General features: G+C 64.1%; 20 protein-coding genes and 1 pseudogene. 14 read left to right on the forward strand and 7 right to left on the reverse strand.

Annotation, left to right across the window (positions count from 1 at the left end; translation table 11 throughout):
• Positions 1–30 precede the first annotated feature (30 nt).
• Both LB525_RS02295 and LB525_RS02300 read left to right on the forward strand, forming a co-directional pair.
• On the forward strand, positions 31–2,220 hold the full coding sequence (locus LB525_RS02295) for an anthranilate synthase (protein ID WP_224543227.1): 2,190 nt from the start codon (positions 31–33) through the stop codon (positions 2,218–2,220).
• A gap of 5 nt (positions 2,221–2,225) precedes the next feature.
• On the forward strand, positions 2,226–3,173 hold the full coding sequence (locus LB525_RS02300) for a cation diffusion facilitator family transporter (protein WP_224543229.1): 948 nt from the start codon (positions 2,226–2,228) through the stop codon (positions 3,171–3,173).
• Between the two features lie 152 nt (positions 3,174–3,325).
• Here the strand turns inward: LB525_RS02300 and LB525_RS02305 are convergent, their stop codons facing one another.
• Complete coding sequence (locus LB525_RS02305) at positions 3,326–4,423, reverse strand: hypothetical protein (protein ID WP_224543231.1); 1,098 nt, start codon at positions 4,421–4,423, stop codon at positions 3,326–3,328.
• A gap of 96 nt (positions 4,424–4,519) precedes the next feature.
• On the opposite strand from LB525_RS02305, the gene LB525_RS02310 reads away from it, so the two are divergent.
• From LB525_RS02310 to LB525_RS02330, 5 genes and pseudogenes are all read left to right on the forward strand, one after another.
• Complete coding sequence (locus LB525_RS02310; RefSeq protein WP_224543232.1) at positions 4,520–4,954, forward strand: DsrE family protein; 435 nt, start codon at positions 4,520–4,522, stop codon at positions 4,952–4,954.
• Positions 4,955–5,035: 81 nt separating this feature from the next.
• On the forward strand, positions 5,036–5,803 hold the full coding sequence (locus LB525_RS02315) for an SDR family NAD(P)-dependent oxidoreductase (protein WP_224543233.1): 768 nt from the start codon (positions 5,036–5,038) through the stop codon (positions 5,801–5,803).
• A gap of 51 nt (positions 5,804–5,854) precedes the next feature.
• Positions 5,855–6,166 (forward strand): putative quinol monooxygenase, encoded by a 312-nt coding sequence (locus tag LB525_RS02320; RefSeq protein WP_095766458.1) that lies wholly within the window; start codon positions 5,855–5,857, stop codon positions 6,164–6,166.
• A gap of 1 nt (position 6,167) precedes the next feature.
• A pseudogene (locus LB525_RS02325) lies at positions 6,168–6,293 on the forward strand (AbrB family transcriptional regulator); the annotation flags it as partial.
• A gap of 151 nt (positions 6,294–6,444) precedes the next feature.
• Positions 6,445–7,197: an SDR family NAD(P)-dependent oxidoreductase gene (locus LB525_RS02330; protein WP_224543530.1), complete on the forward strand. Its 753-nt coding sequence runs from the start codon at positions 6,445–6,447 to the stop codon at positions 7,195–7,197.
• Between the two features lie 35 nt (positions 7,198–7,232).
• On the opposite strand, the gene LB525_RS02335 is transcribed toward LB525_RS02330, so the two are convergent.
• Positions 7,233–8,120, reverse strand: coding sequence for a LysR family transcriptional regulator (locus LB525_RS02335; protein ID WP_224543234.1), 888 nt, complete (start codon positions 8,118–8,120; stop codon positions 7,233–7,235).
• Positions 8,121–8,264: 144 nt separating this feature from the next.
• Here LB525_RS02335 and LB525_RS02340 point away from each other — a divergent pair, with 144 nt between their 5' ends.
• From LB525_RS02340 to LB525_RS02350, 3 genes are all read left to right on the forward strand, one after another.
• Positions 8,265–9,800: an MFS transporter gene (locus LB525_RS02340; RefSeq protein WP_224543235.1), complete on the forward strand. Its 1,536-nt coding sequence runs from the start codon at positions 8,265–8,267 to the stop codon at positions 9,798–9,800.
• Between the two features lie 110 nt (positions 9,801–9,910).
• The gene (locus LB525_RS02345; RefSeq protein ID WP_224543236.1) at positions 9,911–12,022 is read left to right on the forward strand and encodes a TonB-dependent siderophore receptor; all 2,112 of its coding nucleotides are present in this window, start codon (positions 9,911–9,913) and stop codon (positions 12,020–12,022) included.
• Positions 12,022–13,239, forward strand: coding sequence for an MFS transporter (locus LB525_RS02350; RefSeq protein ID WP_224543237.1), 1,218 nt, complete (start codon positions 12,022–12,024; stop codon positions 13,237–13,239). The genes LB525_RS02345 and LB525_RS02350 overlap by 1 nt, the downstream gene beginning before the upstream one ends.
• A 9-nt stretch (positions 13,240–13,248) precedes the next feature.
• Here LB525_RS02350 and LB525_RS02355 read toward each other — a convergent pair whose 3' ends face one another.
• From LB525_RS02355 to LB525_RS02370, 4 genes are all read right to left on the reverse strand, one after another.
• Positions 13,249–14,382, reverse strand: a complete 1,134-nt coding sequence (locus LB525_RS02355; RefSeq protein WP_224543238.1) for a siderophore-interacting protein — start codon at positions 14,380–14,382, stop codon at positions 13,249–13,251.
• Between the two features lie 91 nt (positions 14,383–14,473).
• Positions 14,474–14,623 (reverse strand): hypothetical protein, encoded by a 150-nt coding sequence (locus tag LB525_RS02360; protein WP_224543239.1) that lies wholly within the window; start codon positions 14,621–14,623, stop codon positions 14,474–14,476.
• A 264-nt stretch (positions 14,624–14,887) separates the two neighbouring features.
• Entirely contained in the window at positions 14,888–15,664 is a 777-nt protein-coding gene (locus tag LB525_RS02365; RefSeq protein WP_140838798.1) for an esterase family protein, read from the reverse strand.
• A gap of 4 nt (positions 15,665–15,668) precedes the next feature.
• The gene (locus tag LB525_RS02370) at positions 15,669–16,835 is read right to left on the reverse strand and encodes an ATP-grasp domain-containing protein (RefSeq protein WP_224543240.1); all 1,167 of its coding nucleotides are present in this window, start codon (positions 16,833–16,835) and stop codon (positions 15,669–15,671) included.
• 440 nt (positions 16,836–17,275) lie between these two features.
• On the opposite strand from LB525_RS02370, the gene leuA reads away from it, so the two are divergent.
• From leuA to LB525_RS02390, 4 genes are all read left to right on the forward strand, one after another.
• Complete coding sequence (leuA, locus tag LB525_RS02375; RefSeq protein ID WP_224543242.1) at positions 17,276–19,006, forward strand: 2-isopropylmalate synthase; 1,731 nt, start codon at positions 17,276–17,278, stop codon at positions 19,004–19,006.
• 324 nt (positions 19,007–19,330) lie between these two features.
• Positions 19,331–21,118: a tetratricopeptide repeat protein gene (locus tag LB525_RS02380; protein WP_224543243.1), complete on the forward strand. Its 1,788-nt coding sequence runs from the start codon at positions 19,331–19,333 to the stop codon at positions 21,116–21,118.
• A 204-nt stretch (positions 21,119–21,322) separates the two neighbouring features.
• Positions 21,323–22,126 carry an alpha/beta fold hydrolase gene (locus tag LB525_RS02385; protein ID WP_224543532.1) on the forward strand — a complete coding sequence of 268 codons (804 nt, stop codon included), beginning with the start codon at positions 21,323–21,325 and terminating at the stop codon, positions 22,124–22,126.
• Between the two features lie 133 nt (positions 22,127–22,259).
• Positions 22,260–22,877 (forward strand): hypothetical protein, encoded by a 618-nt coding sequence (locus LB525_RS02390; protein ID WP_095766446.1) that lies wholly within the window; start codon positions 22,260–22,262, stop codon positions 22,875–22,877.
• Here the strand turns inward: LB525_RS02390 and LB525_RS02395 are convergent.
• Positions 22,867–23,802 (reverse strand): metallophosphoesterase family protein, encoded by a 936-nt coding sequence (locus tag LB525_RS02395; RefSeq protein WP_224543244.1) that lies wholly within the window; start codon positions 23,800–23,802, stop codon positions 22,867–22,869. The two genes, LB525_RS02390 and LB525_RS02395, sit on opposite strands and share 11 nt — an antisense overlap.
• Between the last annotated feature and the right edge of the window lie 139 nt (positions 23,803–23,941).

Raw genomic sequence — 23,941 nt, forward strand, 5'->3', positions numbered from 1 at the left:
CCGTTGCCCAAGACGCTGATGGAGACGGCAATGACGACTAAAGTTCTGGACAACGGGGCCGAGCGCTTCATCACCGCGGGCGGCGTGACGATCACCCGCGAGCGGCACGAGCGGCCCTATGAAGGCGCGATCGATGCCTATGTCGACGGCCTGAATTCGCGCCGCGGCGCGGTGTTTTCCTCCAACTACGAATATCCGGGCCGCTACACGCGCTGGGATACCGCCATCATCGATCCGCCGCTGGTGATTTCCGCGCGGGGACGCACCATGCGCATCGAAGCACTCAACAAACGCGGCGAAGTGTTGCTGCCGGTGATCGGCAAGGCGCTTGGCGAGCTCAGTGAAGTGATGATCGTCGAGACCTCGAAGACGCTCATCCGCCTCGATGTGGCAAAGCCCGGCCGTGTCTTCACCGAGGAGGAGCGCAGCCGCGTACCGTCCGTGTTCACGGTGCTGCGCGCCATCACCGCGCTGTTCAAGACCGCCGAGGACGCCAATCTCGGCCTTTACGGCGCCTTCGGCTACGACCTAGCTTTCCAGTTCGATCCTGTCGACTACAAGCTCGAGCGCAAGGAGAGCCAGCGCGACCTGGTGCTGTTCCTGCCCGACGAGATCCTCGTCGTCGACCATTATTCGACCAAGGCCTGGACCGACCGCTACGACTATTCCGGCGACGGTTTTTCGACCGAGGGCTTGGCCCGCGATGCCCATGCCGAGCCGTTCAAGACCGCCGACCGCATCCCGCCGCGCGGCGACCATGAGCCGGGCGAATACGCCAACCTGGTGCGCCGGGCGATGGAGAGCTTCAAGCGCGGCGACCTGTTCGAGGTCGTGCCTGGACAGATGTTTTACGAGCGCTGCGAGACCCAGCCTTCCGACATCTCGCGCAAGCTGAAATCGATCAACCCCTCGCCCTATTCCTTCTTCATCAATCTCGGCGAGAACGAATATCTGATCGGTGCCTCGCCGGAGATGTTCGTGCGCGTCAACGGCCGCCGCGTCGAGACCTGCCCGATCTCCGGCACCATCAAACGCGGCGACGACGCCATTTCCGACAGCGAGCAGATCCTGAAGCTGCTCAACTCGAAGAAGGACGAGTCCGAGCTCACCATGTGCTCGGATGTCGACCGCAACGACAAGTCGCGCGTCTGCGAGCCGGGCTCCGTGCGCGTCATCGGCCGTCGCCAGATCGAGATGTATTCGCGCCTGATCCACACCGTCGACCATATCGAGGGGCGGCTGCGCGAAGGCATGGACGCCTTCGACGCGTTTCTCTCGCATGCCTGGGCGGTCACCGTCACCGGCGCGCCGAAACTGTGGGCCATGCGCTTCATCGAGCAGAACGAGAAGAGCCCGCGCGCCTGGTATGGCGGGGCGGTCGGCATGGTCAATTTCAACGGCGACATGAACACCGGGCTGACCTTGCGCACCATCCGCATCAAGGACGGCATCGCCGAGGTCCGCGCCGGCGCCACACTGCTTTTCGACAGCATTCCCGAGGAAGAAGAAGCCGAAACCGAACTGAAGGCATCCGCCATGCTCTCCGCCATCCGCGACGCCAAGACCGGCAACGCCACCGGAACCGAGCGCACCACCGCGCGCGTCGGCGACGGCGTCAACATCCTGCTGGTCGACCATGAGGACAGTTTCGTCCACACCTTGGCCAACTACTTCCGCCAGACCGGCGCCAACGTTTCCACGGTTCGCTCGCCGGTGCCGGAGGAGGTCTTCGAGCGGTTGAAGCCGGACCTCGTCGTGCTGTCGCCCGGACCGGGAACGCCGAAGGATTTCGACTGCGCCGCCACCATCAGACGAGCGCGCAGCCGCGACCTGCCGATCTTCGGCGTCTGTCTCGGCCTGCAGGCATTGGCCGAGGCCTATGGCGGCGAGCTCAGGCAGTTGCACATCCCCATGCATGGCAAGCCATCGCGCATCCGCGTTTCGAAGCCCGGCATCATCTTCTCAGGCCTGCCCAAGGAAGTGACCGTCGGCCGCTATCACTCGATTTTCGCCGACCCGGTGCGCCTGCCCGACGGTTTCGTGGTGACCGCCGAGACCGAGGACGGCATCATCATGGCTTTCGAGCACCGCAAGGAGCCGATCGCGGCGGTGCAGTTCCATCCGGAATCGATCATGACGCTCGGTCACAATGCCGGCATGCGCATCATCGAAAACATTGTCGCGCATCTGCCGCGCAAGGCCAAGGAAAAGGCCGCGTAGGACCTATGGCTGCGACGCAGGACACGGTGGCGGCCGCGGCGAAAGCCGCGACCCGCGAGAAGATTGCCAGGCTTGCCTTCTGGTCGATCCTGGTCGCCTTCGTCGTGCTCGTCTTGAAGCTTGCCGCCTGGTACATCACCGGTTCCGTGGCGCTCTATTCCGACGCGCTGGAATCGATCGTCAACGTGATCGCATCGGCCGCCGCCTTCTGGGCGATCCAGGTCAGCTACAAGCCCGCCGACCAGGACCATCCCTTCGGCCATCATAAAGCCGAATATTTTTCCGCCGTCCTCGAAGGCGTGCTGATCGTCGTCGCGGCGCTGCTGATCCTCAACGAGGTCTGGCAGTCCTGGCAACATCCGGCCCCGCTGGAACAGCCTTGGGAAGGACTTGCCGTTAACGGCCTCGCGACGGTCATCAATGCGATCTGGGCCTGGACGCTGATCCGCGCCGGCCGGAATGCGAAGTCGCCTGCGCTTGTCGCCGACGGCCAGCACATCATGACCGACGTGGTAACATCCGTCGGCGTGTTCGGCGGTCTTGTCGGTGCCGTGCTCACCGGCTGGCAGGTCCTCGACCCGGCGCTGGCAGTGATCGTCGCGCTCAACATCCTGTGGCAGGGCTGGCATGTCATCGGCTCGTCGATGAGCGGGCTGATGGACCGCGCCGTCGACAACCATGAGCACATGCAGATCCGCAACATCATATCGGCCAATTCGAAGGGCGCGCTCGAGGTGCATGATCTCAAGACGCGCATTGCCGGGCGCGCCACCTTCATCGAGTTCCATCTCGTGGTCGACGCCGACATGACCGTCGGCGCCAGCCATGTCATCTGCGACCGCATCGAGGACGCGCTGAAGGCCGAGATCCCCTCGGTGCGCGTCACCATCCATGTCGAGCCGGACGACGAGGCGAAGCTGCCGAAAGGCACCGCGGCCGTGCCTTTCGCTTAGCAGAGCGCGAAGGTCCGTCGAGATTCAGGTCAGGCCGAGTCGAGAACGATGGCTTCCGAGAACCGGAGCGGAGCGTACTTGAAAGTACGTGAGCACCGGAAGCGTAGGAAGCCGCCGTTCGCAGGCCGGCCTCACCTGAATATCGGCAGACCTCACGGAGCACATGCCGACTGCGGCATCGGCTGCAGCCGATAGACCTTGTCGTCGGACCTGGTCTTGCCGCTCGCCGCCTTCGAGCAGAGATCGAGGACCGCCACCGCATTGTTGGGGTTCGCAACCATCATCGTGCCGTTGACGCCGCGCTTGAGGAAGATCTCCTTCTGCGAGACGTCGCAGGAAAAATCGCTCATCTTGGAACTGGCCGAGCAGCGCCACTGATCGGCCTCGCCCTGGCAGGAATAGGTCTGCGTGACCTTTTTCCCTTTCTGCCTCGTCGTCACCGAAACGGCGACATCCGCCCCATCCGGCCAGTTCGCGGCATCGCCGCCGGCTGAGAAGGAGGCGAGCTCGACGGGTCCGCGGAACACGCGGATCGATTGCGTCAGCTGGTTGGGATGCGACTTCAGATGCGCATCGTCGTAGTCACGCCCGAAGCAGAAGGGCTGATCGGGCTTGAGTCGCACGCGCAGCGGGTCGCCCAGCGCAGGGTCGACCGGGTCGATGCGCGCGAACTCCGCCTTGCAGGTCTCGGCCGGCATCGGGTCCAGCTTGAAATTGTCGTCCTCGCTGCCCAGCGCGTGCCTGTTGTACTCGGCCTTGCCGAGTTGCTCTTCCGAATCCGGGTCGAGATAGACGTCTGGCGACAAGCCGGACAGAAGAAGCTTTCCCTTGTCGTCGACTTTCAGCGAAGCCAGCGTCCGGTCGCAGTCCATGCCGCAACGGATGCCGCTCGCCTTGTCGCTTGGATCCTCCTTGTTGCACCAGCTGCTCGCCCATTCCGGCTTCTTGGCGCCGCGCACCGTTGTGGTGAGAAAGCCGTTATAGGACGTATCCTGGTTGGCGGCGGGTTCTTCGTTCGTCCGGCTGACCGGGTCATGGCCGTAGAAGAAGAAGATGCGCGCCACCTTCTGGCGCGGATGCGCCTTGAGATGGGCGGCGTCGTAGACACGGCCGAAGCAGGCGTCGGCGCCAGTCGGGCTGAGCTCGGGAAGCTTAAGCGGCTGTTCGGCGCGCACCGCGCCGAACGAAGCGGCAAAGGCGGCGCAAAGCACCACCGCCATGGTCCTCGCCACCATGGTCCTCGATGTCATGTGATCCTCCTCCCACCGACAGGACTTGGATATGCTAGTCTAGGAGTGCCGCCTGGACCATGCAAAATCGCGAGCGCGCGGCGAATGGAGGATACGATGCTGCGCCGTGACATTTTTCGTGCCGGCCTCGCAGGCGCCGCGGGCCTGTTCGGCCTGAGCCGGGCAAATGCGGCAACGCCTGAGGGGCGGCTGAAAGTCGCCTATCACCTCAGCGACGCCGACAAGGTCAACTTCGTCCTCGGCAACATCAAGAACCACTATGAAGGCACCGGCGGCAATGTCGACATCGTGCTCGTGGTGCACGGTCCGGCTCTGGCCGCCTTCAAAGTCAAGGGCGCTTCCGGCGCTGTTTCCAGCCGCTTTGCCGGCCTTGTCCAGCAGGGACTTGTGCCGCAAGCCTGCGGCAACACCTTGCACGGTATGGATATCACGCTGACCGACCTGCTGGCGGGCTTCGAGCTTGCCGACAAGGGCGGCGTCGTGAAGCTCGCCGAACTGCAGCATCAGGGCTATGTCTATCTCAGGCCCTGAATGCGCCCGCACTGAACGCCAACACTTGAAGGCCGGGCCGGCAATGGCCTACGAAGGATGGCAACCCGGAGACCAGCCGACATGACGATACTTGCCATCCCCGATCTTGCCGGCAAGGCGGTGCTGGTCACCGGCGCTTCGACCGGGATCGGCGCAGCACTTGCCCGTGCCTATGCGGCGCAGAAATGCCGCGTCGCGCTGCATTTCAATGCAAGCCGCGCTCCCGCCGAAACCGTGGCCGGATCCATCCGCGACGATGGCGGCGAGGTGTTCCTGGTCCAGGGCGACTTCTCGAAACCTGCCGACGTCGAGCGTGTCGTCGAAGAGAGCGCAAACCATTTCGGCCGGCTCGACGGCCTGGTCAACAATGCCGGCGGCATGCTTGGCCGCGTCGCCTATGCCGACCAGGACGAGGCGCATTACGACGCCGTGATGGACCTCAATGCGCGCTCTGTCCTGACCGCTTCGCGCAAGGCGATCCCCTGGCTGAAGCGCCAGGGTGGCTTCATCATCAACACCACCTCGATCGCCGCCCGCAACGGCGCCGGCGCCGGACTTTACGGGTCGTCCAAGGCCTTCGTTTCCAACGTGACGCGCGGCATGGCCAAGGAGCTGATCGGCTTCGGCATCCGCGTCAACGCTGTGGCGCCCGGCACGATCTTGACGCCCTTCCACGAACGCTATTCGAACGCCGAGCAGATCAAGGCCATGGTCGCCACCATTCCGCAAGGGCGCGCCGGAACGCCGGAGGATTGCGTCGGCACTTATCTGTTCCTGTCGTCCGATCTGTTGAGCGGTTACATCATCGGCCAGGTGATCGAGGTCAATGGTGGCCAGTTGATGCCGTGAGCGGTCGACTGCATACTCGATGCAGCGCACAACCTGGAGGAGATCAAGGGCATGTACGGACTGATCGGCAAGATGCGGGCGGCGCGCGGCCAGCGCGATGCGGTCATGGACGTGCTGCGCGAAAGCACCGGCGCTCTCCCCGGCTGCCTGAGCTACATCATCGCCACCGATCCAGCCGACGCCGACGCCATCTGGGTCACCGAAGTGTGGACCGACCAGGCGAGCCATAAGGCATCGCTGCAGCTGCCGGAAGTCCAGGCGGCGATCGCCAGGGCGCGTCCCTTCATCGCCGGCTTCGAATTCCAGATCGAGACCCATCCCGTTGGCGGCTTCGGCCTTCCTGCGCCAGAAAAGGCTGGGTGACATCGCCGCCGCGGCGCAGAACGTCGACATCTCTTTCTTCATGACCTTGCAGACGGCGCGCTTCCTGGTCGTGCTGCTGATTGTGCCAAGCGTAGCCAGGCTGGTGGCGCGAAACGTCGGGGCTTGATCCGGGGTATCCAATGCCAAAGGAATTCCAGGAAAAGTGCTCGGCGGTTTTCCGTTCGGAATTGCGTAAAATCAGAAAGTTGGAGCAAGTCAGCAATCCATCAGGATGCTGAATTGCTCGACGAGCAAGGGAATTGCCAATGAACCGCCGTTTGAATGTCGTCGATCTTTCCGGCCGCATCGCCGTGGTGACGGGCGGCGCGCAAGGCATCGGCTTTGCGGTCGCCCGGCGCCTGTTGTCGTCGGGCGCCGGCGTTGCCATCTGGGACGTCGACCAGGCCGCAATGACCCGGGCTGTCGCCGAGCTCGCTTCGCTCGGCCGCGTTGAAGCCATTCTCTGCGACCAGTCCCAGATCGAGGCCGTCGATCGCGCGGCCGCCGCGACTGAGCGCACGCTTGGCCCCGTCGATCTCCTGGTCAACAATGCCGGCATTGCCGGGCCGGCGGCGACCGTGGTGGACTACGACCCCGCCGCCTGGCGTCAGATCGTCGATATCGACCTCAACGGCGTCTTCTACTGCTGCCGGCGCCTGGTGCCCGGCATGGTCGCGCGCAATTACGGCCGCATCGTCAACATCTCCTCGGTGGCCGGCAAGGAAGGCAATCCGAATGCCGCCGCCTATTCGGCCGCCAAGGCCGGCGTGCTGGCGCTGACCAAGTCGCTCGGCAAGGAGCTCGCGGGACACGACATCGCCGTCAACGCGCTGACCCCCTCGCCCGCCCGTACCAGAATTCTCGAGCAGCTCTCGGAAGCGCAGGTCGCCTATATGCTCGGCAAAGTGCCACGCGGCCGCTTCGTCGAGGTGGAAGAGGCCGCCGCGATGATCGTCTTCATGCTGTCGGACGAGAACTCTTTCACCACCGGCGCGACTTTCGATCTCTCCGGCGGCCGCGCGACCTACTGACCAGCCCCGCGGAGCTTCGTTTGGATTGCCGGGGCCTATCGTCCCGCCGCAAGCCTTTCGGGGAGGAAATCGACGAAGACCCGGACCTTCGGCGAAAGATGGCGATTGGACGGCCACAGCATGCGGAACTGGCCGCGGCCGTCGACATGGTCGTCGAGCACGGTGCGCAGCCTGCCGTCATGCAGCGCCTCCCGAACCAGGAAGTCGGGCATGCAGGCAATGCCGAGACCGGCAATCGTCGCGCCCTTCAATGCCTCCATGTTGTTGCAGGTCAGCATCGAACGGATCTGCGGCTCGGCGCTCCCGGTGATGAACGGCCAGTTGAGCAGCCTGCCGCTGTTGAGAAAGCGGAAGTGTATCCCGAAATGTGCCGCTAGATCCGCCGGCGTGCCGGGCGTGCCATGGCGATCGAGATAGGAGGCGGCCGCGCACAAGATCATGCGAAAGGGCGCGACCGGCCTCGACACCAATCGCGAATCGGGCAGCTCGCCGCTGCGGATCGCGACATCGATACCCTCGTCGATGACGTCGACAATGCGATCGTTGAAATCGATGTCGAGCTCGATCTCAGGATAGCGGGCCATGAATTCCGACAGCACCGGCAAAAGCAGATGATAGGTGACGATCGGCGTTGAGATGCGCAGCCGGCCATGCGGCGTTTCGCGTGTACGCGACAGCATCGCCTCCGCGTCTTCTATGTCGTCGAGGATGCGGCGCACCCGCTCGTTGAAAAGCTTGCCCTCCTCGGTCAGACCTATGCGCCGCGTGCTGCGCTGCAGGAGACGCACGCCGAGTTCCTGCTCGAGCCGGGCGACGCTCTTGCCGACGGCGGAGGCGGAAATGCCGAGCGCTTGTCCGGCGGCGACGAAACTGCCGAGCTCGGCGGTGCGGGCGAAAGCCAGAAGGCCGTTGAGACGATCCATGGTGAACCTATTCAAGCGTTTTGTTCCGAGATGAACGGAGATTTAATACTATTTTGCCGGAAACGTCGCCGCCCTATCTTGTCGTTGCGATCGGCTGTGCCAGTCAGGACATGCCGGCAAATCCCGCCTCGGATAGGAAAATCCATGACTTTGATGACCAGAACCGGCCCGGCCGGCAGATGGCTCGTGCTGCTGTCGGTTTGCCTCGCAGCCATGACGATGCCGTTGAGCTTCACCGGTCCCGCCGTGGCGCTGTCCCGCATTGCCGCCGATCTCGGCGGCAGTCCGATCGAGCTCAATTGGGTGACCAATGCCTTCATGCTGACCTTCGGCGCCGGCCTGATGGCGGCCGGAGCGCTGGCCGACACCCATGGCCGCAAGCGGATCTTCCTCGCCGGCCTCGCCGCCTATGTGCTTGCCGCGCTGGGCTGCATGCTGGCGCCAGACATCGTCTGGTTCGACCTGTTCAGGGCCCTGCAAGGCATAGGCGGCGCTGCCGCCTTCGCCGGCGGCGCCTCCGCGCTTGCCCAGGAATTCGACGGGCAATCGCGTTTGCGCGCCTTCAGCTTCCTCGGCACCAGCTTCGGCATCGGCCTTGCCTTCGGCCCTGTTGCCTCCGGCCTGCTCATCGACGCGTTCGGCTGGCGCGCGATCTTTCTTCTGGTAGCGGTGCTTGGCGTTGCCGCCGCCGCGCTCGGCCTGCGCACCGTCGCCGAATCGCGCGACCCGGACGCAACCGGGCTCGACTGGGCGGGAGCCGCCACCTTCACCATCGCGCTTGCCGCGCTGACCTGCGGCGTGCTGCAGGCGCCCCAGAGCGGTTGGGCCAATCCCCTCGTTATCGCCCTCCTCGGCGTTGCAGCCATCTTCTTTGCCGCCTTCGTCATTGTCGAGCGGCGGGTGCGCCGGCCGATGCTGGACCTGACGCTGTTTCGCTTCCCGCGTTTCGTCGGCGTGCAGTTCCTGGCCGCCGCACCTGCCTATGCCTTCGTCGTCTTGCTCGTGCTCCTGCCGATCCGCTTCATCGGCATTGAGGGGATGAGCGAGATCAAGGCTGGGCAATTGATGATCTGCCTGTCCGGGCCGCTGCTGATCTTGCCGCTGCTGGCCGGCCAGGCGGCACGCCGGATCGCCCCGGCCACCATCTGCGGTGTGGGCCTCCTCGCTGCCGCGGCCGGCCTGGTCTGGCTCAGTTGCGTGCCCGTGGCGGACAACGCGCTGCTGCTCCCGCTAGTCTTGATCGGCATCGGCATCGCCTTGCCCTGGGGACTGATGGACGGACTTGCGGTCAGCGTCGTGCCAAAGGAGCGCGCCGGCATGGCGGTCGGCATATTCAACACCACCCGCGTCGCCAGCGAGGGCGTGGCCCTGGCTATCGTCATGGCGGCCTTGTCCGGTTTCACGGCCACGCAGCTTGGCGCTCAAGGATTGGCCTCGCCTGCCGAAGCGGCCGCGGCGGCACAGCTACTGGCAACCGGCAATATCAGCGAAACGGTGCAACATCTGCACTTGGCCGACGCCAGTGCCCTGGTCCAAGCCTATGAGACGGCTTTCGACCGGCTGCTCATCGTGCTGGCGACGATCACCGTGTTCACCGCCGTCGTCGTCTTCTTCGGCTTGCGTCGCGGATCGCCGTCGCAACAAGACGTCGCGCCTGTCCCGGCCTGCCTGGAAGGCTGACGCCATGTGACGCCGTCAAGTCCGGCGAGGTATCAAAAAAATACTTGACTCTCTTACTCATATTTGAGAGCGCGGAGGCGCAACCAAACTTGAGGATTGGAGACAAGTTAATGACGAAGCGGTCGAGGACGTGGCGCCGGGGATTATCATTGCTGGCGGGCAGCGCCATCCTCGGCCATGCCTGGCCGACAATTGCCCAGGAAGGCGGCGACGCCACCGTTCTCGACAGGATCGAGGTGACCGCCGAGAGCAACGAGATCCTGAAGCAGGACGGCTACGTCGCGAAGAAGGACCGCATAGGCACCAAGACCGACACGCCGATCGCCAGGATCCCGCAGGCGGTCTCGGTCGTCACGCAGAAGCAGATCGAGGACCAGAAGCCGCGTACACTGAACGACGCGCTGGGCTACACGGCCAGCGCCAATCCAAACAGCTTCGGTTTCGACACGCGCTACGACGCGTTCTTCCTGCGAGGCTTCCAGGCCTTCTACAACGGCATGTTCCGCGACGGGCTGCGCCAGTACAACGGCCCTTCCGCCTGGTTCAAGACAGAACCTTACGGCATCGAGGGCGTCACCATCCTGAAGGGACCGGCCTCCTCGCTTTACGGCGTCAGCGGTCCGGGCGGCATCGTCAATGTCGTCACCAAACGCCCCAAGGACGAGCCGTTCCATGAGATCGAGTTGCTGGCCGGCGAGCACAACCGCTTCCAGGCGGCGCTCGATGCTTCCGGGCCGGTCAATCACGACGACAGCATCCTCTACCGCTTCACCAGCCTCGGCCGTCTGAGCGGGACCGGCCTGCCCGACTATCCCGACGATAAACTCTATCTGGCGCCGGCCGTCACTTTCAAGCCGGACGAGGACACCAAGCTCACCATCCTCGGCGAATATTCGAAGTCCGTCACCGGCGGCACCGCGGCCTTCTACAACTCCGCCTATGGCGTGCTGTCGAACGTCTATGAAGGCGATCCGTCCTGGAATGATTTCACCCAGGATCAGGGGCGCATCGGCTACGAGTTCGAGCACCGCTTCAACGACTGGCTGACCGTGCGCCAGAATCTGCGCTACAACGCCGTTGACTCGGATATTGAATATAGCGGCCATTACTCGATCGGCGCCGATCAGCCGCTTGAGCGCTACTGGGGCCACTACACCGAGACGATGAAGAACTTCGTCGTCGACAACATGGCGCAGCTCGAATTCGACACGGGTCCGGCGCGGCACACCGTGATTGCCGGCATCGACTATGCCTGGTCGGATTATGACGCCGGCAGCGGGCTCTCCTATGTCTCGGTCGAGGATATCAAGGCTGCCCCCGTCCCCCATTCCGGCGGGCAGGAGATGAACCAGCTCGGCGTCTACCTGCACGACCAGATGGAGTGGAACGATTTCACCCTGTTCACCAGCGGCCGCTACGACTGGGTCGACACCACCTCCACCGCGGCGGATTTCAGTCAGTCGAAGCAGAAGGACAGCGCCTTCTCCGGCCGCGTTGGCCTGTCCTACCGGACCGAATGGGGCATCATCCCCTACGTCAACTATTCGACCTCGTTCTCTCCCAACATCGGCTTCGTCTATGACGACGTCTCGATTTCCGTCAGCCGCGTCGCCCGCCCGACCATCGCCACGCAGAAGGAGATCGGCGTCAAATACGAGATCCCCGATCACAACGCGACCGTCAGCGCCGCGCTGTTCGACATCGACCAGAAGGACGGCGTCGTCTTCGACGCGTCCACCGGCATCAACAAGCAGCGCCAGCTCGACCTCAACTCGCGCGGCGTCGAGCTGGAAGCCGATGCCTCGCTCGATGATGGCTTCAGCCTCATCGCCTCCTACACCTATCTGCGCGTGAAGATCGAACGCGGCGCCGAAGGCACCGACGGCAAGGAACTGTCGGCGACGCCGAACCACATCCTGTCGCTCTGGGGCCATTACCAGTTCGAGAACGGCACGCTTGAAGGGCTTGGGCTCGGCGCTGGCGTGCGTTTCGCCGGCGCGAGCTACGGCGACGACACCAATACTTTCAAGAACGACGCGCGCGCCTTCGTCGATGCCTCGCTGTCCTATGATTTCGGCTATCGCAACCCGAGGCTCGAAGGCGTGAAGCTGCAGATCAACGCCAAGAACCTGTTCGACAACCAGCAGGCAATTTGCTCGGCCGGCTATTGCTACCGCGACGAGGGCCGCTCGCTGTTCGGCAGCCTGCGCTATCGCTTCTGATGTCGGTCTCCGTCTCGAACCGGGCCGCCTCGTCGCCGGCGGCCATCGTCGCTGCGATCGGCGGCCTCTATGTGGCGCAGAGCGTGATCGGCGGCATCACCTGGACGGGTCTCCCGGCCGTGATGCGCGACCAGGGCCTGCCGCTCGACCGCATCGGCCTGCTCACCCTGATCGCCCTGCCATGGGCGCTGAAGTTCCTGTGGTCGCCGGCGGTGGAGCGCTACCGGCTTCCGCCAGCGGGCAGGAATCGCACCGGCGCGATCGTCCTCATCGGCGGCCTCATCTCCATCGCCGGACTGCTGGCCATCGCCCAGTTCGGTCCCGCCGCCTTCTGGCCGGTCGTCGCCTGCCTGACGGTGGTCGCCTTTGCCGCCTCGACGGTCGACATCGCCTGCGATGGCTTTGCGGTGCAGAACCTTGCCGGCAAAAATCTCGGCTGGGGCAATGCCGCCCAGGTCGGCGGCGCCTATTTCGGCTCGGCGATCGGCGCCGGTCTTTTCCTCTATCTGGTCGAAATCCACGGCTGGCGCGCGGCGGTGTCGGCGATGGCCTCGCTGCTGGTGCTGCTCGGCCTGCCCTTCCTGCTCGGCATCGCCGGCCGATCGCGCGAGGAAGTGCGCCAACACGTGCCCGCGCTCGGCACGGCGCTGCGGCGCCCGCAGATACGCCGCGGTCTGGCGGCGTCGGCGATCTACGTTCTGGCGCAGAAGGCGGCGCTGACCATGCTCGGCCCGTTTCTGGTCGATGCCGGGCTCAGCCTTTCCACGATTGGCCTGGTCAACGGTGTCGGCAGCATGGTTCTCGGCGGCGCGGCCGCCCTTGCCGGCGGCGCTCTTGTCCGATGGCTGGGCACGCGCAGCGTGCTTGTGCTCGCGCTTATGCTGCAGGCCGGATCGCTGTTCATCCTCGCGGCCTTCGCGCTTTCCGGCGTTTTCCCGGCAGGCCCGCTGGCGGCCGTCGCGACGCTGAGTTCCTCCGGCATCATGGCGCTCGGCTTCGTGGCGCTCTATGCGCAGTTCATGCGCTGGTCGGATCCGAGGCAGGCAGGGGTCGATTTCACGCTTTTCCAGTGCATGGATGCCTTGGTCAGCATGGCGGGCGGCATCCTGGCCGGCTATGCGGCGCAGCATCTGGGCTATGGCGCACTGTTCGGCGGCGCGGGCGTCGTCGCGCTGCTGGCGGTGCCGGCCATCGCCATGGTCAGCGATCGCAACTAAAAGATTGAACTATTCCTCGCCGGCACCGTCTCCGCCCGACGCGCCGCGGCGCCAATAGGCGGTGACAAGATGCCGGTTGCGCGACAGGGCCCATTCCTTGCGCACGGTCCGGCGGATGTCGCGGAAGTCGGCGAACTCGCATCCGGCCCAGACAAAGAGATCGTCGGCCCCGCGGCCGCGCTCGCGCAGCGCTTCCGGCAGCAGGCCGGCCCGGCCTGCTTCGCGGCCATGCCGATAAAGCCAATGAACAGCGATGTTCTCGCCCGCCGCCAGCGTCACCCGGTCTTGCGGACCGTCAACCTCGATGAAGGCCTCGGCACGGACGGACGGCGCAAGCTCTTCCAGCATCCGGCCGATCGCCGGAAGCGCGGTATCGTCGCCCAGAAGAAGCAGGTTTGATGCCTCGGGCACATCGCCGCCGCCGGGGCCAATCATGCCGATGATGTCCCCGGCCCTCGCATTCTGCGCGAAACTCGCAGCCGGCGTCTCGGCGCCGGGATGCAGCACGAAGTCGATGTCGAGCCAACCCTCGGCCACGTCCAGCGCGCGGATCGTATAGACGCGGATGGTGAGCGCATCCTCGCCCGACGGCCAGACGATCAGGCCGTCCGCGCCCATGGTCGGCCAAACCGCCTGCCGTCCGGCCGGCGGCAGCAGAAGCCGAACATGAAATCCGCCATGGGCGAAGCGTCCGAGGTCGCGGCCGCAGAAGCGCACGCGTTGCATATGCGGCGACAACCGCCTCGAGGACAGGACCGATATCTCGCGGAAGAATATCGGCGTGCCGGCATCCTTGCCGTCTCCTTGCCAGCGCAAGCCTTCGGTGGTGCTGAGATGCGCGGCGATGTGGCCGGCGAAGATCATCTTCATGTAGGAGAGGCAGGTCTCGTCCTCCGCCGCGACACGGACCAGCACGCCGCGGTCGTCGAATGAGGCATTCAACGTGCCGTAATGCATACGGAATTCCCATTGGCCGGCAACGCCGGTGTCGTTTTCATAGTCGCCGTGCTCGGCGCGCAGCCTGTCCATCACCGCGCGGATGTCATCGTTTTGGATACGGGTTTGCGCGCTCAAGAGCTTCATCGACGGGCCTTCCGATATCGACGAGATCGGCCGAAGCCCGATATCGCCAAGCGCCGGCATGCCACAGCGCCGGCGGCATTGCCACAAAAACATGATTACAATGGTCATATTTTTGGACGATGCCGCAAGAAGGTCGCCACGCATCCGTTCTTCAGCTGATGACCAGGCTCGCGATCCGGTCGCCGTTGAGCGTGAAGGCCATGTCGCCCTCGCCGTTGAAGCCGGTGCCGGTCACGGCGACGCGGGCATGGTAGACGCCGTCGCGCTCCGCGATGCGAACGATGCGAAGGTTGGACTGCACGCCGATATTGTCCGACTGGTTCCACCGCGCGACGCCATCAGAAAGGCTTCGGTATCGGCGGCGTTGGTCGCTTCGACAAAGCGACGGATCGGATCGGGTGTGGTCATTGGTCTGTACACTTTGAGGTGTGTTGAGATTCAGGTCAGGCCGAGACGAAAATGGTGGCTTCCGAGAACCGGAGCGGAGCGTACTTCATATACGTGAGCACCGGAAGCGCAGGAAACCGCCATTTGCAGGCCGGCCTCACCTGAATATCAACGCACCTCAGTCCAACCTGTGCATGAGGTCGTCATCCAGCCAACGGCCGAAGAAATAGACGAGCTGCTTATGCCACCACGGCCAGTCATGGCTGACGTCGCCACCCCAATAGTCGACCCAGGCCGGGATCGATTTGTCGCGCAGCACCTGTTCCAGCTCGCGCGTTTCGACCAGCATGCGCTCTTCCCAGGCGCCCTGGCCGCAGCAGAAGATCAGCCTGAGCGCCCTGAGCCGCCCGAGCAGCTTCTGGTCGACGATTCCGGGCAGATAGTCGAGCGGCGAATTGAAATAGATGTTGCCTTCAAGCACCCGGCCGAAGAAATCGCGGGCCGAATAGACGCCGGACAGCGAGATCACCCCGCTCGCCAGCTCCGGGAAGCGGAACACGAAATTGGATGAGTGGTAGCCGCCCATCGAGCAGCCGCAAAACAGCGGCTTCAAAACGCGGCCACCGTTGGACTTGGCGGCAACCGCCTGCAATTCCGGCAGCGCTTCTTCGCGCACATAGCGGAAATAGGCTTCGTGGCGGGCGATGCGTTGCGCCGGGTCGGCATGCTTGTCGAAGAAGGATTCCGAATCTACGCCGTCGAGCGTGAAGAGCTGGATGCGGCCGGTGTCGATGAAGTCGGCAAGCGCGCCGACCCCGCCCGAATCCTCGAGCTGGTAGAACCGCCCTTGCGAGGTCGGGAACACCACCACCGGCCGCCCGGCATGGCCGTAGCGCTTGTATTCCATGTCCCGGCCGAGATTGCGGGCATGGCCCTTGTGATAGGAGACGTCCATCGGCTCAGGCCTTTTCCGCGTGGATGTAGTCGACCGCCTGGCGCAGCGCCTTCGGATCCTTCGAACGCATCTGGTAGGCGTAATTGCCCATGGCGCGGCTGAAGACCTCTTCGATGGCCTGATGATGGACGATCTTGTCGCCGTGGGCGGCTAGCACGTCCGCATGGCTGTGCAAATAGTCGATGTGGTGTTTGCGGCTGGCATAGGCGGTGAAATACTTGCCCTTGTAAGGGCCGCCGGCCGCGTCCCTGACCACCATGTCGGCCCAGGCGGCATAGACGTCGATGTCGAATGTGTAGTTGATGGCGTCCGTCATCCAGGCGCCGGGCGGCCGCATGTTGACCTCGAGCGCGATGACGCGCTTGTCACTGGTTTCGAACAGCTCGATATGGAAGAAGCGCTCGCGTACGTCGAACGCCTTGAGGATCTTGCGGCCCGCCTCCTCGACTTCCGGGCTGATCTCGGGAAAGCAGGTGTAGCTCATATGGCGATCCTTGTTGACCGCCTCCATGATGCTCTGATCGTAACGGTGGCTGGCCGCCAGCACCACCTCGCCGTCGCGGTTGACGAGCCCGTCGAAGGTCACCACCAGCCCCTCGATGAACTGCTCCATGACGAAGGTGACACCCTCCGGCTTGTCCTCGAAGAACTGGTCGAGCTCCTTGGCGTTGGAGATCTTGAAGGTGTTCGAGGCGCCGGAGCCCGAATCCGGCTTGACCACCACCGGAAAGCCGACGCGGCGGATGAAGGTCATGGCGCCGGCGCGGTCGGAGCATTTGCGCTGCGGGATGGTCTCCACGCCGCTCTTGCGGAAGAAAGCGCGCATACGGCTTTTCCGCTTCAAATTCTTCACGAAGTCGAGCTTGGTGCCGAAGATGTTGAAATCGGTGCGGATGTTGGCCTCGAGTTCGAGCCAATGCTCGTTGAGCGACTCGAAGCGATCGATGCGGCCCCATTTGTGGATGAAGTGCCCCATCGCCCGCAAAACGGCGTCGTAATCTTCCATGTCGGCGATGCGGTAGTATTCCGAAAGCGCCGCCTTGAGCTTGGCGTTCAAGGTTTCGTAAGGCGCATCGCCGATGCCGAGCACGGTGGCGCCCGCCTTTTTCAGCCGGTCGCAAAAATCGGTGCCGTTGGCCGGGAAGTGCGGCGAGAAGAACACGAAATTCATGGACGAACTCCTCCCCGGAGCTTCGCTCGGTGCCAAGCCTTCGAAACCAAGTCTGGCGCATTTGCGAGGCGCGGGGAAGACTGTCCGCACCGGCGGCGATATTAGGCAAGGGCGTTCATTCATGCGTCCCGCTTGCCTCCGACGGGCCGCTCCTGTAAGAGAGCCGGCATGACCACGCGCGTCCGCTCCGTCGCCTCCTCTCGCACCGGCTTTGCCGGCGAGACCGCGCGCGCGCTCGCCTCGACCCTGCTTCTTCTCGGCCTTATCGGCGATCGCCGGGTTCGCTGAAGGAGCGCCCGGCGGTCGAAACCGCCGCTCAAGGCGCATGCTCCTTGGCCAGACTTTGGCAAAGTCACATCAAGCGAACGAATTTTTGGTAGAGGCGACGCTCGCCACCCATCCGCCTGAAGGGGGCATGCGGGCCGCCGGGAGAAACGACGATGAACGCACGAGAAGAAATCCGCGCCGGCGAGGCTGAAAGCCGGAAGCGCGCGGCCGGCCACATGCCGGATGCAGCACGCAAATACCAATCCTACCCGACCGTCGGCCTGACCGACCGCACCTGGCCGAACAAGACCATCAACAAGGCGCCGATCTGGTGCTCGGTCGACCTGCGCGACGGCAACCAGGCGCTGATCGACCCGATGGGTCATGAGCGCAAGGCGCGCATGTTCGCGCTGCTCCTCGACATGGGCTTCAAGGAAATCGAGATCGGCTTCCCTTCGGCCTCGCAGACCGATTTCGACTTTGCCCGCTGGTGCATCGAGGAAGGCGGCGTGCCGCATGATGTATCGCTCCAGGTGCTGGTGCAGTGCCGGCCCGAGCTGATCACGCGGACCTTCGAGGCGCTGAAGGGCGCGCACCGCCCGATCGTGCATTTCTACAATTCGACCAGCGAGCTGCAGCGCCGGGTCGTGTTCGAGAAGGATGTCGCCGGCATCAAGCGCATCGCCACCGACGCCGCCAAGATGATCACCGACATGGCCGCCAAGGCCGGCGGCGGCTACCGCTTCGAGTATTCGCCGGAGAGCTTCACCGGCACCGAGCTCGAAGTCGCGCTGGAGATCTGCAACGCCGTCACCGAGATCGTGAAGCCGACGGCCGACAACAAGCTGATCATCAACCTGCCGTCGACGGTCGAGATGTCGACGCCCAACGTCTATGCCGACCGCATCGAATGGATGTGCCGCAACCTCGATGCCAGAGAGAACCTGATCGTCTCGCTGCATCCGCACAACGACCGCGGCACCGGCATCGCCACCACCGAGCTCGGCCTGATGGCTGGCGCCGACCGCGTCGAAGGCACGCTGTTCGGCAATGGCGAACGCACCGGCAATGTCGATATCGTCACGCTGGCGCTCAACATGTTCACCCAGGGCGTCGATCCGGAGCTCGACTGCTCCGACATAAACCGGATGAAGGACGTCTACGAGTATTCGAACCAGCTGAAGATCCCGGAACGTCACCCTTATGTCGGCGAGCTGGTCTACACGGCTTTCTCCGGCTCGCACCAGGACGCCATCAACAAGGGCATGAAAGCTCTGAAGAAGGCCAACACCCCAATCTGGGAAGTGCCCTATCTGCCGATTGATCCGGCCGATGTCGGCCGCACCTACGAGGCGATCATCCGCATCAACTCGCAGTCCGGCAAAGGCGGCATCGCATACGTGCTGCAGGCAGATTACGGCCTCAACTTGCCGCGCAATCTGCAGATCGAGTTCAGCCAAGCGATCCAGGCGATCACCGATGCGGAAGGCAAGGAAGTGCCGGCCAGGCGCATCCATGAACGCTTCCTCGAAACCTATGTCGACCAGCCCGGCGCGCGGCTGAAGTTCCTCGACCATCGCACTTATCCCGATACCGAGGTGAAGGGCCGGCGCATGGTCGAAGCGGATATTCTCGACAACGGCAAGGAAGTGACCATCACCGGCTCGGGCACCGGCCCGATCGACGGCTTTGTCGACGCGCTCTCGCGCCATGTCGGCGTCGACATGTCGGTGCTCGACTATTCCGAGCATTCCTTGCAGCGCGGCTCCAACGCTTCGGCGATCTCCTATGTCGAGATGGAGTATCCGGGCGGCAAGCTTTTCGGCGCCGGCATCAACACCAACATTGTCGCCGCCTCGCTGGAGGCCGTCGTTTCGGCCGCCAACCGGATCATCGGCGGCTAGAGCAAATTCCAGGAAAAGTGTGAGGCGGTTAGGCTCGGCGGTTTCGCCGTAGCCTTCCGTCCGGAATTGCGGTCAAACAAAAAATTGAGCGGTTCACCGTTCCGTGAAACGGTGAACCGCTAGCCGGATGATCTGATTCAGCGATGGAGCCGGCGCATTCCAGCTTGCGCCACGCTGCAGACGCGGACGCGAATCTGCCATTCGTTAACCGCCGGAGGAATTTCCGGTGGCTTACGCGATCACATAATAGAAGCATCCTTGTGCGCCGGCGCGAGCGCTATATTATCGCTCCCTAACCTGTGCCGACTTCGAAAGGTTCGACACTTGGAGCATGCCCCGCCTGCCGCCCCCGCAGTGCGCGAGACATTGGAGCGACTGCTTGCCAGCGAAACGTTCGGACGATCCGAGCGTGCCCGCAGGCTATTACGCTATCTGGTTGAACGCGAGCAGGCCGGCGAGGCGGACAGGCTGAAAGGCGTTTCCATCGCCATGGACGTCTTCGGCAAGGACGGCGATTTCGACGCCTCCACCGATGCCGTGGTCAGGGTCCAGGCCGGTCGTCTGCGCGAGCTCCTGGAGCAGTATTTCGCCAATGAAGGCGTCGCCGAGCCGGTGCGCATCGCAATCCCGCGCGGCGGTTATGTCCCGTCCTACGAGCTGAATGCGATCCGCCTGCCCGGCGACGCCAGGTCCGCCTCCAAAACCGTCGCGCAGCGGTCCGACGCTTTGGCCGAAGCCGCTCCGGCCGCAACCGAACATCTCGACGCCTCTGCCGCGGGCGAACCTGCAGCGCTGATGGCGCCGGCAGCACCCGCCCAGTCGCTCACGCGGCAATTGCGGTTCTTCTGGGCTGCCATGGCTCTGGTCATTGTCATGCTCGGCGTGCTCATCGTGCGTCAAGGCAATGCCTTCCTCAACGGCGGCGACACGGCCGCGACAGCCGAAACGGCGCGTCTGGCCGGCACCGCCCAGTCCCGATTCGACTCCCTGCCGCTGATCTACATCGCCGTCAAAGCCGATGGAGCGGAGGCGGCTCGCGTCGCGTCGTCGCTGCGCGCCGGGCTTGCGGGTTTTGACACCATCGATTTCATCGGCCGCGATGCGGATTCGACGCGTGATCGGTCCGCCGATCCGATCAGTTTCGTTTTCGAAATCGTTCCCGGGCCTGCTGCCGGCGACGTCACGGTGGAGTTGCAGAGCGTCGCGACCGGGCGGGTTCTCCTGTCGCGCAACCTGACATCGGCCGAGAGCGCCCCTGGCGCGGTTGAAGGCAACGTCGCCAGCCTTCTCACCTCGACCGTTCCCGCTTCGGGCGCGATCTACAGCTACATCGACCAGAGCGACATCCGGACCAGCCAGATCGGGTGCCTGGTGCTCGACGACCGCTATTATCTCGACATGAGCGCCCAGACGCACGAAATTGCGTATCGCTGCCTGGAGAAGCTGGTCGGCGAAGGCACCAAATCGTCGCTTATCTATGCGGAGCTGGCCGCGCTTCATGTGGAAGCCGTCACCGCGCACTATGCCTACCCACCGGAAGCGACGCTCGAAAAGGCCATGTCGCTTGCCCACCGCGCCGTCCAGATGGGGCCGATGAGCCCGCACGCGCATCGCGCCTTTGGCTACCTCAACTCGCGTCTCGGCAACACGGACGAAGCGACCCGATTGATGCGAAAGGCCTACGAACTCAACCCGTACGACCTCGGCATGGCCGCCGCCTATGGCTACGGGCTGATCTTCGCCGGTAAATATGATGAGGGAACGCCGATCCTGGACCACGCGGTCGAAGCCTTCAGCGGCCATCCGACCTGGTGGGATTACGGCCTTTTCGTCGGAGCCTTCATGCAGGGCGATATGAAAAAGGCCGCGCTCGCCAGCGAATCGCTGCGCACGACGGCATCCAAGTCGCATTACCTGGCCGCGCGCCTGATCGGCGCCAGGATTTCGGGCCGCGACAAGCTGGCGGGCGAGCTTGCCAACGAGCTCATCGCACAATTCCCGAAGTTCGCCGCCAACCCGCGCGCGACATTCGTCGATCGCAAATACCCCCCGGATCTCACCGATCGGCTGGTTCAATCCTTGCGAGCCGCCGGGATCGGCAACCCAAGCTAATCCAGCTCTCCACACTCATTTGGGCCACACGAATGCCGGAGCACCAAAGTATGACGCTGTGATCCGCCACATATTAGGACATTCTTGCGCATCGAGCGCCTGACGGGGCGCTGCGGTCGCGAAAATTTTACTGGCCATCAATCCGGTTCGGGAGCAATTCAGCCATAATTTAAAGCCCCTGCCTTGTTCACCGCCCATTTTTTCATGCGTCCATTCCCTTATGCGGTCGAAAGCGGCGCCCGTCCGAGGACGATCGTGCTTCTGCACGGCTTCGGAGCCTGTGGTGAGATCTGGCGTGACGTCGCGGCCTCACTGGCGGCGCGGGCGAGAGTGTTGGCCTATGATCTACCGGGCCATGGACAGTCCCTGGAAAGCGAAGGCCTGGGCGGCGCCAAGCCAGCCGCGCGAGCCATCCTCGCCGATCTGGCCGCCCGCCGGTTGGGCAAGGTCCATCTCGTCGGTCACTCCATGGGCGGCGCGATCGTGACATCGATGGCGCTTGCCGACCCCGACAGGGTGGCCTCGCTTACGCTGTTGGCGCCCGGCGGTTTTGGCCCGGAAATCAACGCAGCCTTGCTGCACCGCTACGCCGCCGCGGCCGGCAGGAACCAGGTCCGCGCCAGCCTTGCCGCCATGTCGGGTCCGCGCAGCGTGCCGCCTGATCACGTGGTGGATGCACTCTGCCGGATGCGCACCCGACCGGGCCAGTTGCAGACCCTGATCGATATGGCGGCCGCGATGACGAGGGATGACCGGCAAGGGATCATCCCCCGCGCGCAGTTGGATACGCTTGACATGCCGGTCATGGTCGTTTGGGGAGCGAAGGATCCGCTGCTGCGGGTTGAGCAGGCCGAGGCGCTGCCGTCGCATTTCCATCTGCATCATGTCCTTGACGCAGGTCACATGCTGGTCGAGGAAGCTCCTGACCTGATCGCCGAAATCGTGCGTCGCAACGTGCGGCGGCGCGGCAGACGGTTGCGTCCACCGCTGGACGCTTCGGCGGGTTGATCTCTCCGGACCGATCTCGAAACGTCCCTTACCCGCTTTCGCCGGACCGCGGCAGTCGCGCGGTTCGTCGTCGGCAGTGCATTTTGCCGGCGACTGTGGTAACTCGCTGTTAACCAACAGTGAGGCAGCCGCCATGACGGATGCAGGCGACAAAATCACCCCGATCGAACCGTCGCGAAAGCTCGCCGATGCCGTACGCGACGTCAAGAACGCCTTTGCCGACCGCGATGACGTGGTCGTCGACATGCGCGAGGCGCACCGCATGCGGCTCGATCTTCTGGCGAGCGAGCTTGCCCCGGTCTTTGCCGATGTCCCGGCCGACATGGACAGCTTCGACTTCGCCGTCTCGTCCGGCCTGCAGCCGCGGCTATGGATCGATGCGGTGAGCCATGTCGCCATGGGACGCGACCGCCGCACCTATCGCTTCCTCAGGGATACGCGCGTCGGCCGCGTGGTGCTGGCCGAATCGACCGAGATGAAAGCCGTTGCCGATGCGGTGATGCGCTACGTGGCCGAGCGTGTCGTCGAGCGGCAGCGCATGATGGAAGGGAGCGTGGAGAGCGCCGTTCGCGGCCTGCATCGCCCCGTGGTCCAGGAAGCGGAGCCGCCCATCCGATCCGAAAGCGGCCGCAATGGCTGGACGACCTTCTTCGCCGGCCTCGGCCTGATCGCCGCAGGCGCCCTTGTCGGCCTGGCGGTTTCGCTGGCGTTGTTTTGGGACCGCATCATGCAGATGAAGATCAGCTTCTGACGAGCTGGGGCGCCGTGCCGGCAGGCACATCGAGGTCCATGGCCTGCAGGTCGGCAGGCGGCAGGGCTGGCCCCGTCAGGCCGCGCCGGATCAGGCGAAGACGCCAGCCGCCCTCTTCACCGTCGATTTCGAAGATGTTGTATTGCGCCGGCGGGTGTTTGCCGCCGGGCGCCTGGCCCGCGGCGGCAACCCCGACCACGGGCACCTTGGCGCCCCGTGCGCCGATGGTGAACAGTGACGGCAGATGCGAATGCCCGTGCAGGACGAGTTCCGCGCCTTGCCGGCGAATGACCTTGTGAAAGCGGGTGATGCCGAACAGCCGCTTATGCTGCGGGACGGCACCGCGCACCGGAGGGTGGTGGATCATGATGGCGCGGAACAGCCCTTGCTCTGCGGCATCGTCGAGGATCTTGGCGAGCCGCTCGGCCTGCCCTTCCATAAAGAAGCCGTTGGCCATGAAGGGCGCGGTGGCGCGCGCCGTGGTGACGCCGATCAGCGCGACATTGCCGCGCACACGCAGATACGGAAAGGAATTGCGGTCGACCGGGCTATTGACGCCGTCGCCCGTCATCCAGGGAGCCCACGACCGGCAGACCTTGTCGAAGGCGCCCGGCACATAGGCGTCGTGATTGCCGGGGACCACGGAAACGTCATGCGGCGATCCAAGCGTCTCCAGCCAGTGCTTGGCCATCTCGATCTCGCCATCGAGCGCCAGGTTGACGAGGTCGCCCGTGACGGCCAGGTGATCGGGCGCGCCGGCCTTGATGTCGGCGACGATGGTGTCGATCACCGAGTCATGCATATGGCGGCGGCGATTGCGCTGCCAGTTGACGTAGCCCAACACGCGCTTGGAGGCGAGGTCGCGATAGGTTACATCGGGCAGCGGTCCCAGATGAGCATCGGAAATATGCGCGAGCCTGAACATGGCCCCTTCTTAAGCGACGCCGACGAGGCTTTCCACTCACCGTTTGCTGTTCGCCCAAGCAAGTTCCGCAAAAGTGTCCCACGGTTTTGCGGCCAGAGCCCGCGAACAACAGGGAAAGCCAAGCAGATGTTCGTGGGGC

The organism is Mesorhizobium sp. CA16, assembly GCF_020165175.1.
In the GTDB taxonomy this organism is placed as follows: Bacteria; Pseudomonadota; Alphaproteobacteria; order Rhizobiales; family Rhizobiaceae; genus Mesorhizobium.